This is a genomic window from Actinomycetota bacterium (genome assembly GCA_019347575.1).
In the GTDB taxonomy this organism is placed as follows: Bacteria; Actinomycetota; Nitriliruptoria; order Nitriliruptorales; family Nitriliruptoraceae; genus JAHWKY01.
The window spans coordinates 41,216-60,809 of record JAHWKY010000005.1 but is presented as its reverse complement, the minus strand read 5'-3'; the positions used below and the strand labels follow the sequence as shown (position 1 = coordinate 60,809).

At 71.2% G+C, this 19,594-nt stretch carries 16 protein-coding genes; 3 read left to right on the top strand and 13 right to left on the bottom strand.

The window, feature by feature from the left end:
- Positions 1-51: 51 nt before the first annotated feature.
- Positions 52-2,367: a penicillin-binding protein gene (locus tag KY469_04465; GenBank protein MBW3662334.1), complete on the top strand. Its 2,316-nt coding sequence runs from the start codon at positions 52-54 to the stop codon at positions 2,365-2,367.
- Positions 2,368-2,371: 4 nt separating this feature from the next.
- On the opposite strand, the gene KY469_04460 is transcribed toward KY469_04465, so the two are convergent.
- From KY469_04460 to KY469_04445, 4 genes are read right to left on the bottom strand one after another with little or no spacing between them, the layout of a single operon-like run.
- Positions 2,372-3,511, bottom strand: a complete 1,140-nt coding sequence (locus KY469_04460) for a CoA transferase (GenBank protein MBW3662333.1) — start codon at positions 3,509-3,511, stop codon at positions 2,372-2,374.
- Positions 3,511-4,257 (bottom strand): SDR family NAD(P)-dependent oxidoreductase, encoded by a 747-nt coding sequence (locus KY469_04455; protein ID MBW3662332.1) that lies wholly within the window; start codon positions 4,255-4,257, stop codon positions 3,511-3,513. The genes KY469_04460 and KY469_04455 overlap by 1 nt, the downstream gene beginning before the upstream one ends.
- A 49-nt stretch (positions 4,258-4,306) precedes the next feature.
- The gene (locus KY469_04450) at positions 4,307-5,899 is read right to left on the bottom strand and encodes an FAD-binding oxidoreductase (GenBank protein ID MBW3662331.1); all 1,593 of its coding nucleotides are present in this window, start codon (positions 5,897-5,899) and stop codon (positions 4,307-4,309) included.
- A 27-nt stretch (positions 5,900-5,926) separates the two neighbouring features.
- Positions 5,927-6,754 carry an alpha/beta hydrolase gene (locus KY469_04445; GenBank protein ID MBW3662330.1) on the bottom strand — a complete coding sequence of 276 codons (828 nt, stop codon included), beginning with the start codon at positions 6,752-6,754 and terminating at the stop codon, positions 5,927-5,929.
- A gap of 72 nt (positions 6,755-6,826) precedes the next feature.
- Between KY469_04445 and KY469_04440 the strand changes: the two genes are divergently transcribed.
- Positions 6,827-7,630, top strand: coding sequence for a hypothetical protein (locus KY469_04440; GenBank protein MBW3662329.1), 804 nt, complete (start codon positions 6,827-6,829; stop codon positions 7,628-7,630).
- 125 nt (positions 7,631-7,755) lie between these two features.
- Here the strand turns inward: KY469_04440 and KY469_04435 are convergent, their stop codons facing one another.
- The 3 genes from KY469_04435 to KY469_04425 form a co-directional block, all read right to left on the bottom strand.
- Positions 7,756-10,569: an AAA family ATPase gene (locus KY469_04435; GenBank protein ID MBW3662328.1), complete on the bottom strand. Its 2,814-nt coding sequence runs from the start codon at positions 10,567-10,569 to the stop codon at positions 7,756-7,758.
- A gap of 97 nt (positions 10,570-10,666) precedes the next feature.
- Positions 10,667-10,822 carry a hypothetical protein gene (locus KY469_04430; GenBank protein ID MBW3662327.1) on the bottom strand — a complete coding sequence of 52 codons (156 nt, stop codon included), beginning with the start codon at positions 10,820-10,822 and terminating at the stop codon, positions 10,667-10,669.
- On the bottom strand, positions 10,819-12,051 hold the full coding sequence (locus KY469_04425; GenBank protein MBW3662326.1) for a hypothetical protein: 1,233 nt from the start codon (positions 12,049-12,051) through the stop codon (positions 10,819-10,821). Before KY469_04425 ends, KY469_04430 begins: the two co-directional genes overlap by 4 nt.
- A 481-nt stretch (positions 12,052-12,532) precedes the next feature.
- Here KY469_04425 and KY469_04420 point away from each other — a divergent pair, with 481 nt between their 5' ends.
- Positions 12,533-14,572, top strand: coding sequence for a S8 family serine peptidase (locus KY469_04420; GenBank protein ID MBW3662325.1), 2,040 nt, complete (start codon positions 12,533-12,535; stop codon positions 14,570-14,572).
- 180 nt (positions 14,573-14,752) lie between these two features.
- Here KY469_04420 and KY469_04415 read toward each other — a convergent pair whose 3' ends face one another.
- The 6 genes from KY469_04415 to KY469_04390 all read right to left on the bottom strand — a co-directional run bounded on the left by KY469_04415 (position 14,753) and on the right by KY469_04390 (position 19,566).
- Positions 14,753-15,091, bottom strand: a complete 339-nt coding sequence (locus tag KY469_04415) for a type II toxin-antitoxin system PemK/MazF family toxin (GenBank protein ID MBW3662324.1) — start codon at positions 15,089-15,091, stop codon at positions 14,753-14,755.
- Entirely contained in the window at positions 15,075-15,272 is a 198-nt protein-coding gene (locus tag KY469_04410; GenBank protein ID MBW3662323.1) for a hypothetical protein, read from the bottom strand. Before KY469_04410 ends, KY469_04415 begins: the two co-directional genes overlap by 17 nt.
- A 118-nt stretch (positions 15,273-15,390) precedes the next feature.
- Entirely contained in the window at positions 15,391-16,236 is an 846-nt protein-coding gene (locus tag KY469_04405) for a MaoC family dehydratase N-terminal domain-containing protein (GenBank protein ID MBW3662322.1), read from the bottom strand.
- A gap of 20 nt (positions 16,237-16,256) precedes the next feature.
- Positions 16,257-17,447: an acetyl-CoA acetyltransferase gene (locus tag KY469_04400; protein MBW3662321.1), complete on the bottom strand. Its 1,191-nt coding sequence runs from the start codon at positions 17,445-17,447 to the stop codon at positions 16,257-16,259.
- Complete coding sequence (locus tag KY469_04395; GenBank protein ID MBW3662320.1) at positions 17,447-18,859, bottom strand: OB-fold domain-containing protein; 1,413 nt, start codon at positions 18,857-18,859, stop codon at positions 17,447-17,449. The genes KY469_04400 and KY469_04395 overlap by 1 nt, the downstream gene beginning before the upstream one ends.
- Entirely contained in the window at positions 18,856-19,566 is a 711-nt protein-coding gene (locus tag KY469_04390; GenBank protein MBW3662319.1) for an ABC transporter ATP-binding protein, read from the bottom strand. Before KY469_04390 ends, KY469_04395 begins: the two co-directional genes overlap by 4 nt.
- Between the last annotated feature and the right edge of the window lie 28 nt (positions 19,567-19,594).

Genomic DNA, 19,594 nt, shown 5'->3' with positions numbered 1-19,594 from the left:
GCCGGTAGTGGGCGCGCACCTCGCGATGCCAGGCCAACCGAGGATGCCCACATGTCCAAGACCCACGCCCCTCCACCGCCCCCATCCGAGACGACCACCGAACTCGACGCGAGCGAGGTCGAGCGGGACGTCGACGCGCAGGAGCCCAAGCGGCGCTGGTACCGACGTTGGTGGGCGTGGCTGCTGGTTCTGCCCGCAGCTGCGCTCCTGCTCGTCGGCCTGCTCGCGTTCTTCCTCGTGTTCGCGTCGGTACCGCTCCCCGAAGACGTCGGGGCGCGCGCCACCGTGCTCGTGGATCGCGAGGGCAACGAGATCGGAACGCTCAACGCGGAGGTAGCGAGGGAGGACGTGGATCTGGCCTCACTTCCCGAGCACGTGCCGCAAGCCGTCATGGCGGCTGAGGACGCGGGTTTCTACGGGCACTCAGGCCTGTCCCCGACCGGCATCGTCCGGGCGCTGTTCGAGAACGTGAAGGCCGGCGGGATAGAGCAGGGCGGCTCGACCATCACCCAGCAGTACGTGAAGAACGCGCTCGTCGGCAACGACCGCACGTTCCTTCGCAAGGCCAAGGAGGCTGCGCTCGCCATCAAGATGGAACAGCGGTTCGACAAGGACCGCATCCTCGAGATGTACCTCAACACGATCTACTGGGGTCGCGGGGCGTTCGGGGTGGAGGCGGCTGCGCAGACCTACTACGGAACCGCGTCGTCCGACCTCGACCTCAACCAGGCCGCGACGCTGGCGGGCATCATCCGCGCCCCCGAAGCGCTCGATCCGGTCGACAACCCCGAGGCGGCGGACGCGCGACGCGAGGTCGTCCTCACCGGGATGCTGGAGGCGGGTTGGATCGACGAGCCCACCTACGACGCGACGGTGGCCGAGGGACTGCCCGAGACGACCCTCCGCAAGACCGCCGACCTCGGCCCCAACGCGTACTACATGGACGCGGTCCGCAGGGAGCTGTCGACCCTGCTCGGTGATGATGCCGAGATGTACCGCGGCCTGCGGGTGACCCTCGAGATCGATCCGGCGCTGCAGGAGCTGGCCCAGCGAATGGTGGCCACCCACACGCAGGGACAGGCCTACAGCGGGGCGCTGGTCTCGATCGATCCCCGCGACGGTGGTGTCCGCGCGCTCGTGGGCGGGCCCGACTTCTCGGAGCAGGAGCTGAACGTCGCTGTCCGCTCTCCCAACACGCCCGGCCGGCAGGCGGGTTCGGCGTTCAAGCCGTTCACGCTCGCGGCCTACATCGCGGACGGCAAGTCGCCCGAGAGCCGCTTCCCGGCTCCGGCGTCGATCGAGGTCCCGTCGGGCGGGGACGGTACCGCCGAGGTCTTCAACTACAGCCGCACCGGCTTCGGCGAGCTGTCCGTACGCGAGGCGACGGCCTCGTCGGTCAACACCGTCTTCATGCAGATGGTCATGGAGACCGGCCCGGAGCGCGTGGTCGAGCTCGCGCACCGGCTCGGCATCCCCGACGACGTCGAGCTACCAGCCGAGCCCTCGATCGCCCTCGGGACGGGATCGGTGACGCCGCTCGAGATGGCCACCGCGTACTCGCCGTTCGCGAACGGCGGCCTGAGCATCGAACCGCGTCTGATCACCCGGGTCGAGACCGAGGACGGCGAGGTGCTCCACGAGGCCGACGTGGTGCAGTCCGAGGCGATCGACGAGAACGACGCCTGGATCGTCACCGATCTCCTGCGTGGCGTCATCACAGGGGGCACGGGGACCGCTGCCGACATCGGCCGCCCCGCCGCCGGCAAGACCGGTACCACCGACGACTACGTCGACGCCTGGTTCGTGGGCTACGTGCCCCAGCTCGTCACCAGCGTGTGGGTCGGCAACCTGGACAACACGCCGATGGAGGACGTGACCGGCGGCAGCGCGCCCGCCGCGATGTGGCAGGAGTACATGGCGGGAGCACTCGAGGATGAGCCGGTGGAGGACTTCCCCCCGCCCGACCTGAGCGGCAAGTCGGCCGAGAACCTGCCTCCGCCAGCGCCGTCGCCCTCCCCGAGCCCCACGGTGAGCAAGGGCCCCATCGTGTGCGAGGACGGCTCCCCCGCCGATCCGGAGGCCGCGACGCCGTGCCCCATCCCGAGCCCGACCGAGACCACCACCACCGACCTGCCGACCGAGGTACCGACAGCGACCGACGAGCCATCGCCGGCGGAGACGGGCAGCCAGGAGTCGCCGTCGCCGTCGCCGTCGCCGTCCCCGTCACCCACGGACGCTTCGACCGAGACGTCGAGCAGCTCGACCCAGGACGATCCCACGGAGGAGCCCTCACCGTCGCCGTCGCCGTCACCCTCGCCATCACCGTCGCCGTCACCGACGGAAACGACGACCGACGGGAGCGGTTAGGGCCTCACGCCACGACATCGTCCGCGCGGAGTGCGGTGATGGTGTCCGCGTCGTAGCCCATCTCCGCCAGTACCTCGTCGGTGTGCTGGCCGTAGTCGGGCACCGGATCGGGGATCTCGAGCGGGGTCGCGCTCAGGCGGGGCGCCGGAGCGGGCTGGACCGCCCCACCGACCTCCACGAACACCTCGCGCGCGACGTTGTGCGGGTGATCGGGAGCCTCGTGCAACGGCAGGATGGGCGCGACACACGCATCGGTCCCCTCGAAGACCGCGACCCACTCCGCCTGCGTCTTCGACGCGATGACCTCCGCGAAGACCTGCTTCTGCTCGGGCCACCTCGCCGGATCGCCTTGAGGATGATCCCTGGGATCGAGGCCCAGACCGTCGAGCAACGCGGCGTAGAACTGCGGTTCGATGGCACCGACGGCGAGGTACCGGCCATCGGCGCACGCGTAGCTGTCGTAGTAGGGGGCACCACCATCGAGCAGGTTCGCCTCCCGCTCGTCGCGCCACGCACCCATCTGGCGCAGTCCGTGGAAGAAGGTGGTCAGCGATGCGGTCCCGTCGATCATGGCCGCGTCGACGACCTGGCCCTCGCCGGTGCGGTCGCGGTGGACGAGCGCGGCGAGGATCCCGATGACGAGGTAGCAACCTCCCCCGGCGAAGTCGGAGAGGAAGTTCAGCGGCGGGGGTGGCGGGCTGCCAGCGCGGCCGATCGGGTACAGGGCACCAGCGACCGCCGCATAGTCGATGTCGTGGCCAGCGGCCTGCGCCAACGGTCCGTCCTGGCCCCAGCCGGTCATGCGTGCGTAGACCAGCCCCGGGTTGCGCGCGAGGCACGCATCCGGGCCGACGCCGAGACGCTCGGCCACGCCCGGCCGCCATCCCTCGACCAGGACGTCGGCGGACGCGGCGAGACGCAGGGCAACCTCGACGCCTTCCTCGGACTTGATATCGAGCCCGATGGAGCGCCGTCCGCGCGAGAGCCCACGCATGGTCGCCTCGACGCCGGCGCTGCCCTTGGCGGCCGCGACCCGGTCGATCCGGATGATGTCGGCGCCGAGGTCCGCCAGCAGCATGACGCCGAACGGCGCGGGGCCGATCGCGGCGAACTCGAGGACGGTCGTGCCGGCGAGTGGTCCCATCACGCGTCCGGCTGGTCCGCGGGAGCCAGGTCGCGCAGGTCGATCACGCTGCCACTCGCGAGGTCGGAGCGGGCGGCGAGCGACCACAGCTGCTCGGCGACCACTTCCGGGTCCCGCAGCTGCTGCTGTTCGTGGAGCTGTACGAACTTGTCCTTGGTCGGGAAGTCGCGCTCGTCGGTCGCTCTGATCTGCTCCTGCATGGCCGTGGCGACGACCCCGGGTGCGACCGCGAGCACCTGACAGCCGCCCCGCCGTTGTTGCTCCTTGCCCACGGCCCGTACCCAGTGCTCGACCGCCGCCTTGCCGGCACCGTAGGACGACCAGCCCTCGTAGACGCTCGAGGCAGCTCCGGAGCTGATGAGCCACAGGTGTGACGTGAGCTCGGGTCGGTCGCGCAGCGCCCCGAGGAAGCGGTGACCGAGCACCTGCGGGGCGGCGCTGTTGAGCACGACGTTGGTGGTGTAGGCGTCACCGTCGATCTCGCCGGCGAAGCCGATCGGCGTCAGCGTGCCCGCGCAGTGCACGAAGACGACGCGGTCGCCCTCGAACGCTCCGATGCGTTCGCGGAACAGCCGCGCGACGTCACGCCAGGAGGCCGGGTCGGCGAGGTCACATGGCACGTGCTCGACCGAAGGGGCGTCCTCGCCGGGCCCGTGCCGGCTCAGATCGATGACGTGTGCACCCGCCCACGGCACGGTCCGGGCGAGGGCGAGGCCGATGCCGCGCGAGGCACCCGAGACGAACACCAGTGATCCACTCATACCGCGGAGCGTAGGGCTCCAGGTCGCGATCCCCTCACAGACCCAGGACGCCAGGGTTGAGGATCGCGGCGGGATCGACCGCGCGTTTCGCCGCGGCCAGAGCCGCGCCGAAGGGGTCGGGGCGCTGACGGACGTACCAGGGGACGTGGTCGCGGCCGACGGCGTGGTGGTGGGTGATGGTGCCGCCCTGGGCGAGGATCGCCTCGGACGCCGCCTCCTTGATGGTGTCCCACTGGGCCACGCGGGCCCCGCTCTCGCCCGGGGCGATGACCGTGAAGTAGGGCGCGGCGCCGTCGGGGTAGGCGTGGGTGAGGCGGCACGAGATCACGGCGGCGCCGCACACCTCGGTGGCGGCTCGACGGACCGCGTCGTCCACCTCGGCGACGAAGCGGTGGAAGCGATCCCAGGTGATCGCGGTCTCGACGGTCTCGACGACCACACCGAGCGCGACCAGCGCGTCACGGAGGTACGGGGCGCGAAGGAAGGTCCCGCGCCAGGATCCCGCGCTCCCTTCGCTCGTGCCGGTGGTGTCACCCTCGCGGTGGCGGACCTCGCCCGAGACCGTCCCGCCGCGATCGCGACACAGCTCGACGGCACGGTCGATCCAGGCGTGCAGCGGGTGGTCGTCCGACTCGAAGCCCAGGACCAGCACCGCCACCGCTCCGTCACCGGCGCCGGACAGGGCCGCCTCCGTGGGGTCGAGGAGCCGGCAGTTGGCGGGGTACAGCCCCGACTGCGCGAGGTCACGGACGGCGTCGGCGCCGGAGGCGAAGTCGGGGAACTGCACGCTCGCCTGCGACCGGAACGTCGGACGGGGCTGCACCCGCATCCACGCCTCGGTGATGACACCCAGGGTGCCCTCGCTGCCTAGCAGCAGGCGGTCGGGCGACGGGCCGGCGCCGGATCCGGGCAGACGGCGCGACACCCACTCGCCCGATGGTGTGATGGCGGTGATGGACTCGACCAGGTCGTCGATGTGTGTCGCGAGCGTTGCGAAGTGGCCGCCGGCCCGCGTCGCCAGCCAGCCACCGAGGGTGGAGAACTCCCACGATTGGGGGAAGTGCCGCAGCGTGAGGTCGTGCGGCCGCAGCTGGTTCTCGATGACGGGCCCGAGTGCCCCGGCCTGGATGCGTGCTGCCCGCGACACCGTGTCCACCTCGACGACGCGGTCCAGCGCCCCGAGGTCGAGCGAGACGACCGCGTCGAGGTCTCCGGTCGGCGTCACCCCGCCGACCACCGACGTGCCGCCTCCGAAGGGGACGCACGCGATCTGCGCCTCCGAGCACCATTCGAGCGTGGCGACGACCTCCTCGGCGGTGCGCGGACGGACGACGACATCGGGGTAGTGCTCGAGCGTCCCCTCGAACGCACCGACGACGTCGCGGAAGCTGTTGCCGTGGGCGTGGACGGCTCGGCCCCGTGGGGTCGCGTCGGCGATCGCCGCCAGCGCGTCGGGGACGTTGACGCGCGAGGATGGCAGATCGAGATCACCGATGTCGGCAGGGGCGCGGACGGCGACCTCGGTGTCGAGGCGACGAGCGACCTCGGCGCCCAGGCCCTCGAGAGCCTCACCCGTCAGGTGCTCGTCCTCGTACCCCCAGCCCCACCACGACCGTTCCCGACCCACGACCCTCCTCGCTGCCGGCGTGGGACCCTACAACGCGACCCGCTTGACGAACGCGACGACCTGGTCGCTATAGCGCTCGCGTGCCTGCTCGGGGAACCCGTGGGCCAGCCCTGAGAACAGCCGGAACTCCGCCGCCGGCAGCATCTCCGCGAGCTCGCGCGACCGCTGCGCCCGCACGAGCGGATCGTGCTCGCCGGCCATGACGATCGCGGGGGCGTGGACGCGGGCGAGGCTGGGGCGCGCATCGTGAGCGCGAGCCGCTGCCGACAGGGCGAGGTGGCGCTCGAGCAGCTCGGGCACCGCGGGGGCGGGGGTGAGCCGCTGCATCAGCCTCCGTCGCAACCGCGCCCCTCCCGTGTATGACGTGTCGACGGCGTCGCGGAAGAAGCCGCGCCAGTCGCCGGCACGCAGCAGCGCTTCCCACCGCTGCAGGCCGCGCTCGAGCGCTTCGTCGGCGTAGGCCGCGGTGGCGGACAGGATCAGCCCCGCGACCAGGTCGGGTCGGTCGGCCGCGACGTGCTGGGCGACCATCCCGCCCATCGAGTGCCCCGAGACGATCGCGGGCCGGCCGACCTCGGCCTCGAGGAACGCCGACAGGTCGCCGGCCAGGTCGCGGGTCGAGGCACCGTGACGGATCGGGTGTCGGAACGACAGCGCGATGACGCGGTAGGCGCGGAAGTCCGTTGGGGGCTGCAGCACCGACAGCGCGGCGGCTGACTCCGAGATCGGGGCCAGCCCGTCGGTGAGGCCCGGCATCGCGACGAGTGCCACCCCGTCTCGGGGACCGAACTCGAGCCACGGCAGCCGCGCCCCGTCATCGAGCTCGTGCCAGTGCACCTCGCGGTCGACCGCCAAGACGCCTCCTGTCGGCGCGGGACGGTAGTGCACGCCCGGTACCGTTCCGCCGATGACGCTCGTGACCGCTCGATGAGCGACCCCGCCCCCACCCCGGACCGGTCCGGGTCATCGGGCGCGTGGATCGCCGCCGCGATCGGGGCGCTCGGCATCGTCCTCGTGATCGTGGCGGTCACCGTCGTCATCCGCGAGCAGCGGGCGCCCGACGTCTCCGCACCCGCCGCGAGCTCCTCGGGAGGCACGTTCGAGTTCTGGGTCGTGGACCAGGACGGGATCCCGGCGCGGTGGGACCCGTGCGAGCCGATCGCCTGGGTGCTGTCCGACGGCGGGGCGCCCGACGGCGCGGTAGACGACCTGGAGCAGGGGTTCGAACGCATCGCGGAGGTCACCGGACTCACCTTCACCTACGAGGGCGAGGTCGACGAGGTCCCCAGCCGCGACCGCGCCATCTACCAGCCCGACCGCTACGGCGATCGCTGGGCTCCCGTGCTCGTCGCCTGGACCTCGCCGGACCAGAGCGAGGTTCCGCTCGGCTCTGACGACCGCGCGGTGTCGGTACCGATCTCGATCGACACCTCCGACGGCCCGCCCGAGTTCGTCTCCGGCCAGGTCGTCTTCAACGCGGAACGGCCGCTAGCTCCAGGTTTCGACGACCGCCACGCCTCGTGGGGAGCCGCGATCCTGCACGAGCTGGGTCACCTCGTCGGCCTCGACCACGTCGCGGATCCGCGTGAGCTGATGTTCGAGCAGGTCACCTTCGGGCCGGTCGAATGGGGAGCGGGGGACCTGGGTGGGCTCGCCGCGCTCGGGGCGCAACAGGGCTGCATCGACGGGCTCGACCCGCAGCCCCTCGACGTCGAGCTCGAGTTCGACTAGGAGGGCTGTGCGTAACGTGGTGTGCGGCTGGACGATCTGGGCCGTCCAGACGTGCGCCACAGTTGCGCACAGGCCTCCTAGGTCACCGGTCATCATCGACGCCCCGAGCGCCCAACGATCCCGCGTCAGGTGCGGCGGTCCAGGTGGGCGCGGGCGAGCTCGGCGCGGTTGGCGCAGTCGAGCTTGCGGCGGGCGTTGGCAACGTGGGTCTCGACGGTCCGTCGGGAGATGAACAGCCGCTCGCCGATCTCGCGGTAGGTGAGATCGTGCGCGACCAGCTCGACCACCCGCAGCTCCGCCTCGGTCAGCGCCTCCCAGCCGGTGTCGGGCCGGCCGCGATCTCCGACCGCGCCCCGCCGTACCCCCAGGTCCCGCAGCAGCGCGTCGTACCAGGCGACGATGACGGTGGCGTTGGCCGCTGCGGCGAGGTCACGGCCCTCGCGGAGGATGGCGACGGCCTCGCCGGTCACGTCGTTCTCGGCGAGGATCGCGCCGGCCAGGTGGTAGCCCGAGAGGCGGAAGGGGTACACGGCCGAAGCGCGGGCCGCGGCGATGGCGGCCCTGGCCCTCGCGGGGGTGCGCTCGACCGCCGCACGGGTAGCTGCTGCCACGGCCGTGATGGGGTGCTCCCCGCCGATGGCTGCCCACCGCTCGACGTAGTCGGCCCAGGCGGCCGCGGTCGCGGTCTCGCCCACCGCGAGCGCGGCTTCGACGACCGGCAACGACCAGATCAGGGACATGTAAGCGATCGGATCGTCCTCCTCCATCCAGCGCAACGCCGGACGTACCAGCTCCCAGGCTCGCTCGACGTCGCCGCGACGCAGGCGATCCGCGGCCTCCAGCAACGGCCACCCACGCCAATACGAGATGGCTGCTTCCGGGACGGCGTCGCGGTGGATCGCGGCTGTGTCGTAGTCGCCCCGCGTCAGTGCGATGCCGGCCCGGATCGATCGTCCGCCGACGCTGTTCTCGCCGTAGCCGGTGTCGGCGACCGCACGGAGCGCGGTCTCCGCGCTCGCGACGGCGGCGTCGAAGTCACCCTGGAACCAGTAGGTCCGGGCGAGCTCATCGTGCAGCGTCGCGACCGCGTAGGCCAGGCCGTGCGCCTCAGCAGCCACTAGCGCCTCGGTGAGAGCGGTGACCCCCGGGTGTTCGTGGTCGTCGGCGGGGTCGTTCGAGCGCAGGAAGGCGAAGGCGGCCAGCGCCTCGACGCCGACCCACGAGATCTCCAGCCCTGCCGTGCGGACCAGCTCGACCGCCCGCGCCGTCATCCCGTAGGCCTCCTCGATGGCCCCGTGCATCAGCGCCGGGGGGAAGCGGGCGGTCAGGGCCAGGATCTGGGTGGTCGGGTCGGGGTTGGGTGCCAGTGCCTCACCGGCGAGCTTGTCGGCCCGGGCGGGCTGCTCCCACCGCAGCGCGAACGCGAGCAGCGCCAGGTGGCCGCTGCGCCTGGCCGCCGGCAACGCCGCCTCGCGGACGACCTGCTCGTAGGCGTCCAGTGCCGCGATCGACGCCTCGCCACGCATGTGCCGCGCGAGGATCACCGCGCGCCACAGCTCCAGCCGTGCGGTGACGTCCAGACCGTCGTTGTCGAGCTCGTGTGCCAGCGCCTCGGCCTCGGCGGGCCGCCCGGTACGCGCCGCCGCCTGGGCCAACAGGATGCGCGCCCGCAGACGTGCTGGGTGCGCGGTGGGCAACGCGTCGAGGACCCGCTGGGCGTGGTCCTCGGCGACGTCCGGGTTGGTCTCGAGCAACTCGTCGGCGGCGTCGAGCAGCCGGATGGCGGTCGCCACGTCACCAGGGGCGAGCGCGTGGGCCAGGTGGGTCGCGATCTCGCCCGGAAGCGCTGCCGCATCGAGTAGGACCTGGGCGGCATCGGCGTGCATCGCGACCCGGGCCGGCCCGGGCAGATCCTCGTACAGCGCGTCACGGATCAGCGCGTGCCGGAACGTGACGGCGTCCGGGCCGCTATCCAGGAGGCCGCTGCGGTACGCGGGTGCGAGCACCTCCGCCAGTTCGGTGGTCGTTCGCCTCGTCAAGGCAGCGAGCCGGTCGAGCCGCGCCGACTCGCCCAGCACCGATGCGGCGCGCAGCACCGCGACGGTCGCCTCGGGCAGGAACCCGATGCGGCGGATCACGGTGAGCCGCAGCGACGGCGGCAGCGTGGTCGCGCGCGCATCGGTGCCGCTTGGGGTCGACTCCAAGGCCCCTTCGTCGTCGAGCGCTTCCAGCAGCTCGAGCACGTACAGCGGGTTGCCGCCGGCGCGGTCGAGGATCGCAGCAAGGGTCGCCGTGGGAGGCGCCCCGACGACGGTCGCGGTCAGCTCGGCGACCTCCGTCGGCGTGAGCGGCCCGAGCTTGACATCGAGCGCCCCGACGGCGTCGAAGACGCTCAGCAGCGCGCCGATGTGGTCGGGGCGGGGTTCGGGGCGGGACGTAACGATCAGGGCGATGGGCAGATCATCCAGCGAGCGCGCCACCCGCGCGAGCACGGTGGCGGTATCCACGTCGGCCCAGTGAACGTCCTCGATCAGCAGCAGCAGGGCCGCGTCGCGTGCTCGCTTGTCGAGCAGGTCGACGATGTCGTCGATGATCCGCCAGCGACGCTGATGCCCCCCAAGACCCGCGCCACCATCGCCGCGCAGCAGCTGGCCGAGCCGGGCCCTTCGCTCGTCATCGCTACGGGGATCGAGTGCGAGCGCCTCCGCCAGGGGCGCGAACGGCAGGTCGGTCTCGAGCTGCCGTGCCGTCCCGCGCTGGACCGCGAACCCTCGCTCGGCGGCAGCATCGATGAGGCGATCGGCCACTGCGGTCTTGCCGATCCCGGCCGGACCCTCGATCACGATGGCCTGGCCGGTCACGCCCAGCACACGGTCGAGACGTCGACGGATGCGCCCGATCACCTCGTCGCGTCCCACCAACGTGCGCGGCCGCTGCACCCTCATCCACCTCGACGAGTCGTGTCACATCCTAGGCCGCGCCCGTCGTCGCTGGCCCCGCGGCTCGTTGGGTGAGTCGGTGGCACGTACAGCCGACTCAACCCGCGGTCTGGTCGGGTCCCAGCTCGGAGGCGACGTGCTCGAGCAGGCTGAGCAGCGACAGCCAACCCTCGAACGACAGTTCGCCGACGGGGGTGATGACACGCCCCGCCGGCGGCTGCGCTGCGTCGAACTCGATGATCACCTCACTCACCCTTCGACCGTGACCGAGCCGGTCATGCCCCACTCCGGGTGGACGTTGCACACGTAGGCGAAGGTGCCGGCCCCGGGGAACCCGGCACGGCTGCTCGACGGCCGCCGTTGCCCCGTCCAGGGGTCGCACGCGCTGCGGCAGGGAGTTCCGGGGGGGACCATGAACCCGCTGTCGTGGACGGTCACCGGCGTCGCGACCACGTCCCCCGGGGCCCGGGCGGGCAGTTGCCAGGCCCACGGTTGGACCTGGAACTCGAGGGTCGCCGGGGCAGGGCAGCCCACGATCAGGGCCTGCCACTGGAGCGGCACGTTCGGAGCTCCACCGTCCAGCTCGTCGGGATCGCACGTGGGGTGGAGGTAGGTCAGGAACCCCAACGGGTACGCGTCGGCGGGGAACGATGCGGTGTGGATCTCGTGCCCACTGGGGGAGTCGGGGACCTCGAACACGACCTCGTCATCCGGCTCGATCGTCAGGCTCGAAGGCAGGAAGCGCAGCACCGCCACGCGCCCGTCCGCCGTGAAGTCCCCGACCTTGACGGTCCAGACGCGGTTCTCGCCCACGACCTCCACCTTCGGCGTCTGGCCCGCCTCGATGACCGCGGCACCGTCGATCGTGTCGGCATGGACGGTCTCGACGCGGTCTGCTTCGATCTCGGCAGGAGTGGGGATGTCCTCGTCGTCGTCCACGATCTGGATGGTCCCGGCCATCCCGTCGTGTATCTGGCAGAAGTACTGGTAGGTCCCGGGGGGAAGGTCGAAGGTCAGGCGTGCGGACCGCCAGCCGCTCTGGAACGTCGGGTTCGTCCCGCTGATGACGCACGGCTGAGCGATCGGTGCCGAGGGCTTGTCGTCCGCCCCGACGCACGAGGGGTCAGACGGCACCGAACTCTGCGTGGCGGTCACACCCACGAGTTCGTCGCGCCGGAGGAAGCGGTGGACCTCGTCCTCGCTCCGTGCGAACTCGACGGTGTGGAACCCGTCGCGACGGAAGCGAACCGTGTCGCCACGGTGGATGCGCAGCTCGTCGGGGTAGAAGGCCAGGAACTCGAACCGGTCGGTGCGGCTGGCCTCCGTGGGGGCTTCCGGATCCGCGACCGCCTCCGGCCCCAACGCCGGATCGACCGCTCCCATCGTGACGACGTAGTCCTCACCCGCCGGTTGCGTCGCGCCGGCCGCTCCCGCCCCGCCTGGGGCGGCGGCCAGGGTCGCGGCGACGAAGGCGGTCGTCACCAGCCACACCTGTCGGTGTCGGGTCCTGTACCTCATGGGGACATCCCCTCTCTCGTTCGCGTGTGGACACGATGGCACGCAGGAGGCGTCGGAATCATCGGTAGCGCTACCGAGATGTGGGAGCCGTGCCGGTGCCGTCATCGATGGCCACCCGGGGGCGCTCCGCGGGGAATCCGTAGGCCTACGGATGTTCCGCGGGGCCCGTCCAGGCCATGGTGTCTCCGAGGGAGGACGGCCGGTTCGTCGCCCTCCTTGGGACCGTCTCCATGGGACGCGGGCGGAAGGAGACACGGATGCCCATCCAACGCAGGTCGCTGCGCGTTGAGAACGAGCCGGCGATCGTGATCAACCCCACGGATCCTCGCAACCTGATCGCTGGGTCCCTCGAAACATCAACCAGGTGGCGGAGGTTGGAGATTCGGATCGGTCGTGAGGGTGGGGCAGGGATCGCCTTCCCAAGGGCGGATGCGAAAGGCAGATCGTGAAGCGGGGGATCTCCTTCCTAACGGCAGTTCTCCTCCTCCTGGGAGCCCAGGCGGCCGCGGGTGATGAGCCGCGGGCGGCGATTCCACTGCACCCGGCACTGGCCGCGCAGCTTGACTCGGCATCGACGGACGAGCCTCTGCTGGTGCTGGTGTCCGGCAACAGCACGGCCACCACCCGCGCGGCGGTCGAGGCGATCGGGCTTGCTCCCGTGGAGGTGTTCGAGCGACTGTCCGTCGTCGCAGCCGTCGGGCCGCCCCACGCGGTGGTGGCGGTTCATGCCGAGCCTGGAGTGATACGTGTCGATCCGAACCTACCCCTTCAGTTCCTGGACTCGAGCGCCCACCGGGCGACAGGGATCGCGGCGCTGCGCGACAGCGACGCCTATCCGGAGCTGGAGCCACTTCGCCGCCACCACCACGGCAAGGGCTTGCCGTACGACGGATCAGGGGTCTCGATCGCGGTGATCGACGGCGGGTTCGACCCCACGCACGAACAGTTCATGAAGGACGGGGAGTCGAAGTTCGACCTCCACCTGCGCCAGGGCTGCCCCTTGCCGCCCGACGATGTCCACTGGGCGACCGGCACGCACTCCGAGCCCATCCCCGGCTGCGATGTCTGGGTACCGGTGCCGCCCGGGGTGCGCGACGGCGAACCCGATCACGGAACGATCGTGGCCGCGGTGGCGGCCGGCTATCCACGCACGACGCCGAGCGGGGCAGAAGTGAGCGGCGTTGCTCCCGAAGCGCGGCTCGTGGGTCTGTCGATCGGGGTCCATGCCTACTACTCCAACGCGGTGAGCGCGCTCAACTGGGTGCTGGAGAACCATGAGGACCCCTGCGGCGACGGATCGTGCACGCCCATCGCGGTGGTCAACAACTCCTACGGCCCGGCCGCAGATCTGACCGCTGATCCGCGGTTCGACCCCGACGATCCCTTCAGCCGCGTGACCACCGCGCTGGTGGAAGAAGGGGTCGTGGCCGTGTTCGCCGCCGGGAACGACGGGGGGGATGGCAGCAGCAGCCGGACCAGCTTCCTCGCCCAGAACCCCGCCCCGGGGGTCCTCGGCGTGGGAGCCTATGACGACGGCAACGCCGGCGATCGTGATCTCCGGGTGGCCGACTTCAGCTCTCGGGGACTCAAGGGTGATCCCTCCACCTATCCGGATATCGCCGCGCCGGGGGTCGACCTCCTGGTCGCCTGTCCTCCCCAGACGGATATCTGCACCGGCCGCGCCGCCGATGGGGCGTACGCGTTCGTCGATGGGACCTCGGGCGCGGCTCCCTACGTGTCGGGCCTGGTCGCCCAGTTGGCCCAGGCCGACGAGGACCTTACGCCCGGCGCGGTCGAGGACATCCTCGAAGACTCCGCCTACCAGTTTCTCCCCACGGAGCACTTCGAGCCCGACGTGTATGAAGACCCCGACGGGAACCGAGCCGGCAACGCCGATCACACCACCTCGTTCGATGCCGGTCACGGTCTGGTCGATGCCGTCGGCGCCCTGAGCCTTGCACTCGGGCGAGGGAGTGGACGGGCCCCAGCTCCATGTCTGTCGGCTGAGAGTTTCAGCATCGCCGATCCCACAGGGGATGTCCATCACGCCGGGAGTGTCCCGTCGCCCCTCGAGCTATCCGGCTACGACGTAGTGGGGTTGACGGGGAGCCTGAGCGAATTTCCCGGCGCGTTCGCGGCGGTGGTGACGTTAGTGAATATTCCGGCGACGGAGACGGCGGCCATGCGCACGACCGTCTCGGGACACATCGACGGCGACTATTTCGAGGTCGACCTCAACCGTTCGGTGGCCGGGGACAGCTTCACTGCCTTCGCGGGGAACGTCAGCTTAGACGGGAGCTACATCGATCCCGACGCAGATACCGTGACGTTCGTTATCCGCCCCGAAGGAGGGGACGTACGGGAACAGGTGAGTCTACGTTTCGCGTACGCAACCGTAGAGCCGCTGAGCTTCGCGCCAGTCGTGGACTTCGTGCATCGAGATGGACCCTGCCTTCGAGGGGGAGCGGTCGGGGGGACGTCATGAAGCGGCTCATCTCGCCGGACCAGAGCGAGGTTCCGCTCGGCCCTGACGACCGCGCGGTGTCGGTACCGATCTCGATCGACACCTCGGACGGCCCGCCCGAGTTCGTCTCCGGCGCGGGGCGGCACAGGGCTGCATCGACGGGCTCGACCCACAGCCGCTCGACGTCGAACTCGAGTTCGACTAGAGGTCGAGGAGGTCGGCGATCGTCTCGCGGATCTGCAGCAGTGCGGCTGGTCCGACGTAGCCGAGTGACTCCCCGAGCCGATCGACCGACACGGCTCGCAGGTGCTGGCACTGGGCGGTTGACGGTTCGCCCAGCCCGTTGTCGTCGTCGGGGTCGAGATCGACCTCGGACCGGAACCCGCGGCGGGTGGAGGTCACCGGGACGATGTGGACGACGTTCGGGCCCTGGGCCAGCACCACCTGGGCGGTGACGACCACGACCGGGCGGGGGAAGCCGGCCTCGCGTCCGACCGGCTCGCCGAGGTCGGCCGCGAGGACTTCACCCGAGGTCAGCATCGAGCCAGGCCTGCTCGTCCTCACGCAGCGGCTCGGCCAACTGCCGCCCCATCTCCTTCTGGCGCAACGCCCGCAGTGCGGCTGCCGCGACACTGTCGATGGTCTCGCCGCGGCGTTCGGCCTCGCGCTTGAACCCCTCGTGGGTGCGCGCCGACACGCGAAGCATCTTCGTGGTAGCCACGACCTCAGTGTACAGATATGTCAACGATATCGTAAACAGGGCCGGACACCTCGGATGAAGGACCGGGCGTCGATGCTGCCGACCGCGTGATCGTCGCTGCGAGGGCGCGCGAGGGAGGTCAGTGCACCTCGATCGCGGCGCGGGTGAGGACCGGCGCCCCGCGTTCCACCGTGCTGGCCCGCAGGTGCAGCACCGCGCCCTCACGCCACACCTCGGTCACGAGGGTCTCACCGGGGAAGACGACGCCTGAGAAGCGTGCGCGGTAGGAACGCACCGCGTCCGAGTCGCCGTCGAGCGCCGCCCCGACCACCGATCGGAGGACCATCCCGTACGTACACAGCCCGTGCAGGATGGGCCGCTCGAACCCGGCAGCGCGGGCGACCTCCGGGTCGATGTGCAGCGGGTTGCGGTCGCCGCAGAGCCGGTACAGCAGCGCCTGTTGGGGCAGCGTCGGTGTCTCGACGACGAGGTCCGCCAGCCGGTCGGGGGCATCGGGGGCCGGCGGGGCGGACGACTCGCCCCCGAAGCCGCCCGCACCGCGGAGGAACAGCGTGTACCGGTTGGTCACGAGCGGTCGATCCTCGGCGTCGGAGGTGGTCGACTCGATGACTACCACCGCGTCGCGGCCCTTGTCGTAGATGCCAGCGATCGAACCGCGCGTGCGCACGGTCGCGGCCACGGGGAGTGCGGCGTGGACCTCGAGTTCCTGCTCCCCGTGCAGCAGCATCCGGGGATCGAAGTCGAGGCCCTCGACGGCGAGGACCTGCTCGAGCGGGATGCTGCCCGCGATGACCCCGAAGGTGGGGAGCACGCGCAGGTCGCGCTCGTAGGTCAGCGACAGCTCCTGCCGGTCGAGCGGGTCCGCGCCAGCACCGACCGCGAGGTGGTAGAGCATGACGTCGCGGTCGGTCCAGGAACCGTCGGGCGCCGTCAGCTCGGCCCCGACGGCCCGTGCGGGATCGATCGTCGGCGTCGTCGGCGCGGTCACGCGCTCGGCTGGCTGCCCACGACCGAGACGAACGACACCGCGTGTCCGGGGCCACCGCCGAGGTTCTGGGTCAGCGCCATCGTGCGCCCGTTGCTGATCTGCCGCTCCCCGGCCTCACCGCGCAGCTGCAGCCAGCACTCGTACAGCATCCGCAGACCGGACGCACCGATGGGGTGGCCGAAGCTCTTGAGGCCACCGTCGGGGTTGACCGGCAGCACGCCGTCGAGGTCGAAGGTGCCGGCGAGCACCTCCTTCCAGGCGTGCCCGCGTTCGGCGAAGCCCAGGTCCTCCATCAGGACCATCTCGGTGGGGGTGAAGCAATCGTGGACCTCGGCGAGCATGAGGTCAGCGCGAGGATCGTCGAGGCCTGCCTGCTGGTAGGCGTCGGCGGCGGAGGCCACGACCTCGGGGAAGGTCGTGTGGTCGTAGCTGCGGTCCATCGCGCCGGTCCCGCTACCCGCTGCGAGCGCGAGTCCCTTGACGTAGATCGGGCGGTCGGTGTAGCGCTCGGCGTCCTCGGCGTGGACGACGATGGCCGCGGCGGCGCCGTCGCTCACCCCGGAGCAGTCCATGATCCCCAGCGCCCCGGCGACCAGCGGTGAGCACGCGATGGCGTCCTTGCTCACCTCGCGCCGGAAGTGAGCCAGCGGGTTGAGGCTGCCGTTGCGGTGGTTCTTCCAGGCGATGTGGGTGATGGCATCCTTCAGCTCGTCGGGATCGACGCCGTACTTGGCCGCGTAGGCGGGGACGATGCGGCTGAACCCCGCAGGCGCGGTGGTCTCGGTCGCGGTGCCGTCGGACGGACGTGGCGACATCGTCAGCCCCGAGAAGCCGGAGTCCTTGAGCTTCTCGACCCCCGTGGCCATCGCGACGTCGTAGGCCCCCGAGGCCACCGCGTAGCAGGCCATCCGCAGCGACTCCGAGCCGGTGGCGCAGTAGTTCTCGACCCGCGTGACCGGCTTGTTCGCGATCTTGAGCGGCTGGCTGAGGGTGAGGCCGCTCTCGCCCGAACCGAGGGTGCCGACCCAGTACGCATCGACGTCGTCGCGGGTCACGCCCGCCGACGCGAACGCCGCCTGCGACGCCTCGACGAGCAGGTCGCCCGGGTCGCGATCCCAGTGCTCACCGAACGGCGTGCAGCCCATCCCGACGATGGCCACGCGGTCGCGGATGCCGTTGCTCGCCATCAGTCTGCCTCCCGCTCGGGGATCGCCTTCCAGAAGTAGTTGGGCACACCGTCGGCCTGGTGCTTGATGCGGAACGCGAACGACACCCGGTCGCCGACCGCGATGTCCTCCGGGACCGCATCGGTGATCTCGAGGTCGGTGCGCCCACCTCCGTCGAGGTCGACGACCGCCGTCACGACCGGCGGGTGCAGCGAGTACGCCAGGCGGTCGATCGAGAACGTTGTGATCGTGCCACGTTCGCTCGCGAGACGCTCGTCGGTCATCGCGCCGACCGCCCCGCAGGCGAAGCACACCTCCTGAGGAGGCACGTTGCGCTCGCCGCACGAGGAGCAGCGCCCCGCGACGAACCCGAACTTCCAGTCAGCGTGGCGCAGGCTCGGCGGTGGCGCCGGTGGGACCGGGTCGGGGCGTCGGGGCGGCTGGCGGGCGAGGAACCCGCGCCAGGTGAGGTAGGTGAGGTAGTCGACCGGCCGACCACGTACGAGCTGAGCGGCCACGGTCGGGGCGGCGCGCCCGTCTGCCAACGCTGGAGTGGCGCGCCAGATCTGCACGTCGGCGCCCTCGGTGACGGTCACGAGCGCCACCACCGCGCCGGGCTCGGCCCGATCCAGCACGTTCCCCAGCAGCAGCCACGGGTGGGCGGTGCCGGCGTTGCCGACCGACGCCGATAGGTCGTCCACCAGCGCGTCGTCGGCTCCGACGGCCGAAGCCACACGGCGTGCCGCCCGGGCGTGCGTACCGGTGACGATGAGGTGGTCGACACCGGCGAGTTCGAGCTGGGCCTGCTTGAGCGCCGCCGCGATCGCACGGACCGTGGGTTCGACGAGCGCGTGCTCTCCGAAGCGCTCCTCCCACGTCGAGGCCGTGGACTCGCCCGGCCGGCGCCAGCGGTAGCGGACCGGGACGGTCACGGTCGCGTCCGCGAGCAGCTCCGCGACCACGCCCTCACCGCTGCCGATGACGAGAGCAGCCGCGGCGTCGCCGCCCTCGGCCTCGTCCGCGCTCTGCGGGCGCCCGGTGCGGACGTCACCCGTGGTCACCACTACGGTGCCGTCGGCGTCGAGGGCAGCGCGCACCGCAGCGACACCGGAGCGGACGGAGCCGACCAGGTCGAACGCCGCAGCGCTCTCGTCGAGCCCGAGTGCCGCGTGGATATCGGTGGCGTTCGTGCGGTCGGCGAGTGGCGGCGAGGTCGTCGCGAACAACAACCGATCGACGGCGATGCCGGGGATGGCGGACAGCGCGCGCAGGCCGGCGGTCGTCGCCATCGTGACCGCGTCCTCGTCGAACGATGCGACCGTACGGCTGCCGTGCCCGACGGGGCGGCCCAGCGCGCGTCCGATGTCGCCGCGATCGAGCCGGTGGATCGGCAGGTGGACGCCGTAGCCGATGATGCCTCGTGCGTCGGTCACGTCCGCTCCCCGAGGTAGCTGACCTCAAGGATGTCACGTCGCGACCGAAGTTCCGCAGCCGTGCCGCTGAAGACGACCTCACCCTTCTGCAGCACGAGCGCCCGATCGGCCAGCCGCAGGGCGAGGGGAACGAACTGCTCGACCAGCAGGATCGACACGCCACGCTCACGGATCTGGCTCAGGACCCGGTACAGGTCACGAACGACGATCGGCGCGAGCCCGAGGGACAGCTCGTCGATCATCAGCAGTCGTGGACCACCGACGAGCGCCTTGGCGAGGACGAGCATCTGCTGCTCGCCGCCGGACAGCGTGCCGGCACGCTGCCGTGCCAGATCCTTCAGCCGTGGCAGCGCCTCGTGGACCATGGCCAGGTCGGCCCCGAGGTCGGCACCCGCGGGGTGGGCGAAGCCGCCGATCTCGAGGTTCTCGGCGACGGTCAGGTCGGGGAAGACGGCGCGCTGCTCGGGAACCTGGATCACGCCGGCACGCACGATCTCGTGGGGGTGGCGGCCGTCGATGCGATCGCCGTCGAAGACGACCTCCCCGCTCGACGGCACGACACCGGACAGCGCCAGCAGGGTCGACGACTTCCCCGCGCCGTTGGCGCCCAGCAGCGCGACGGTCTCGCCCGGGGCGATGTCGAGGTCGAGGTCCACGACCGCTCGCGTGCGCCCGTAGCTCACCGACAGCCCGCGCACCGACAGCATCGGGGCCTCGGGGAGGACCTCGGTGACC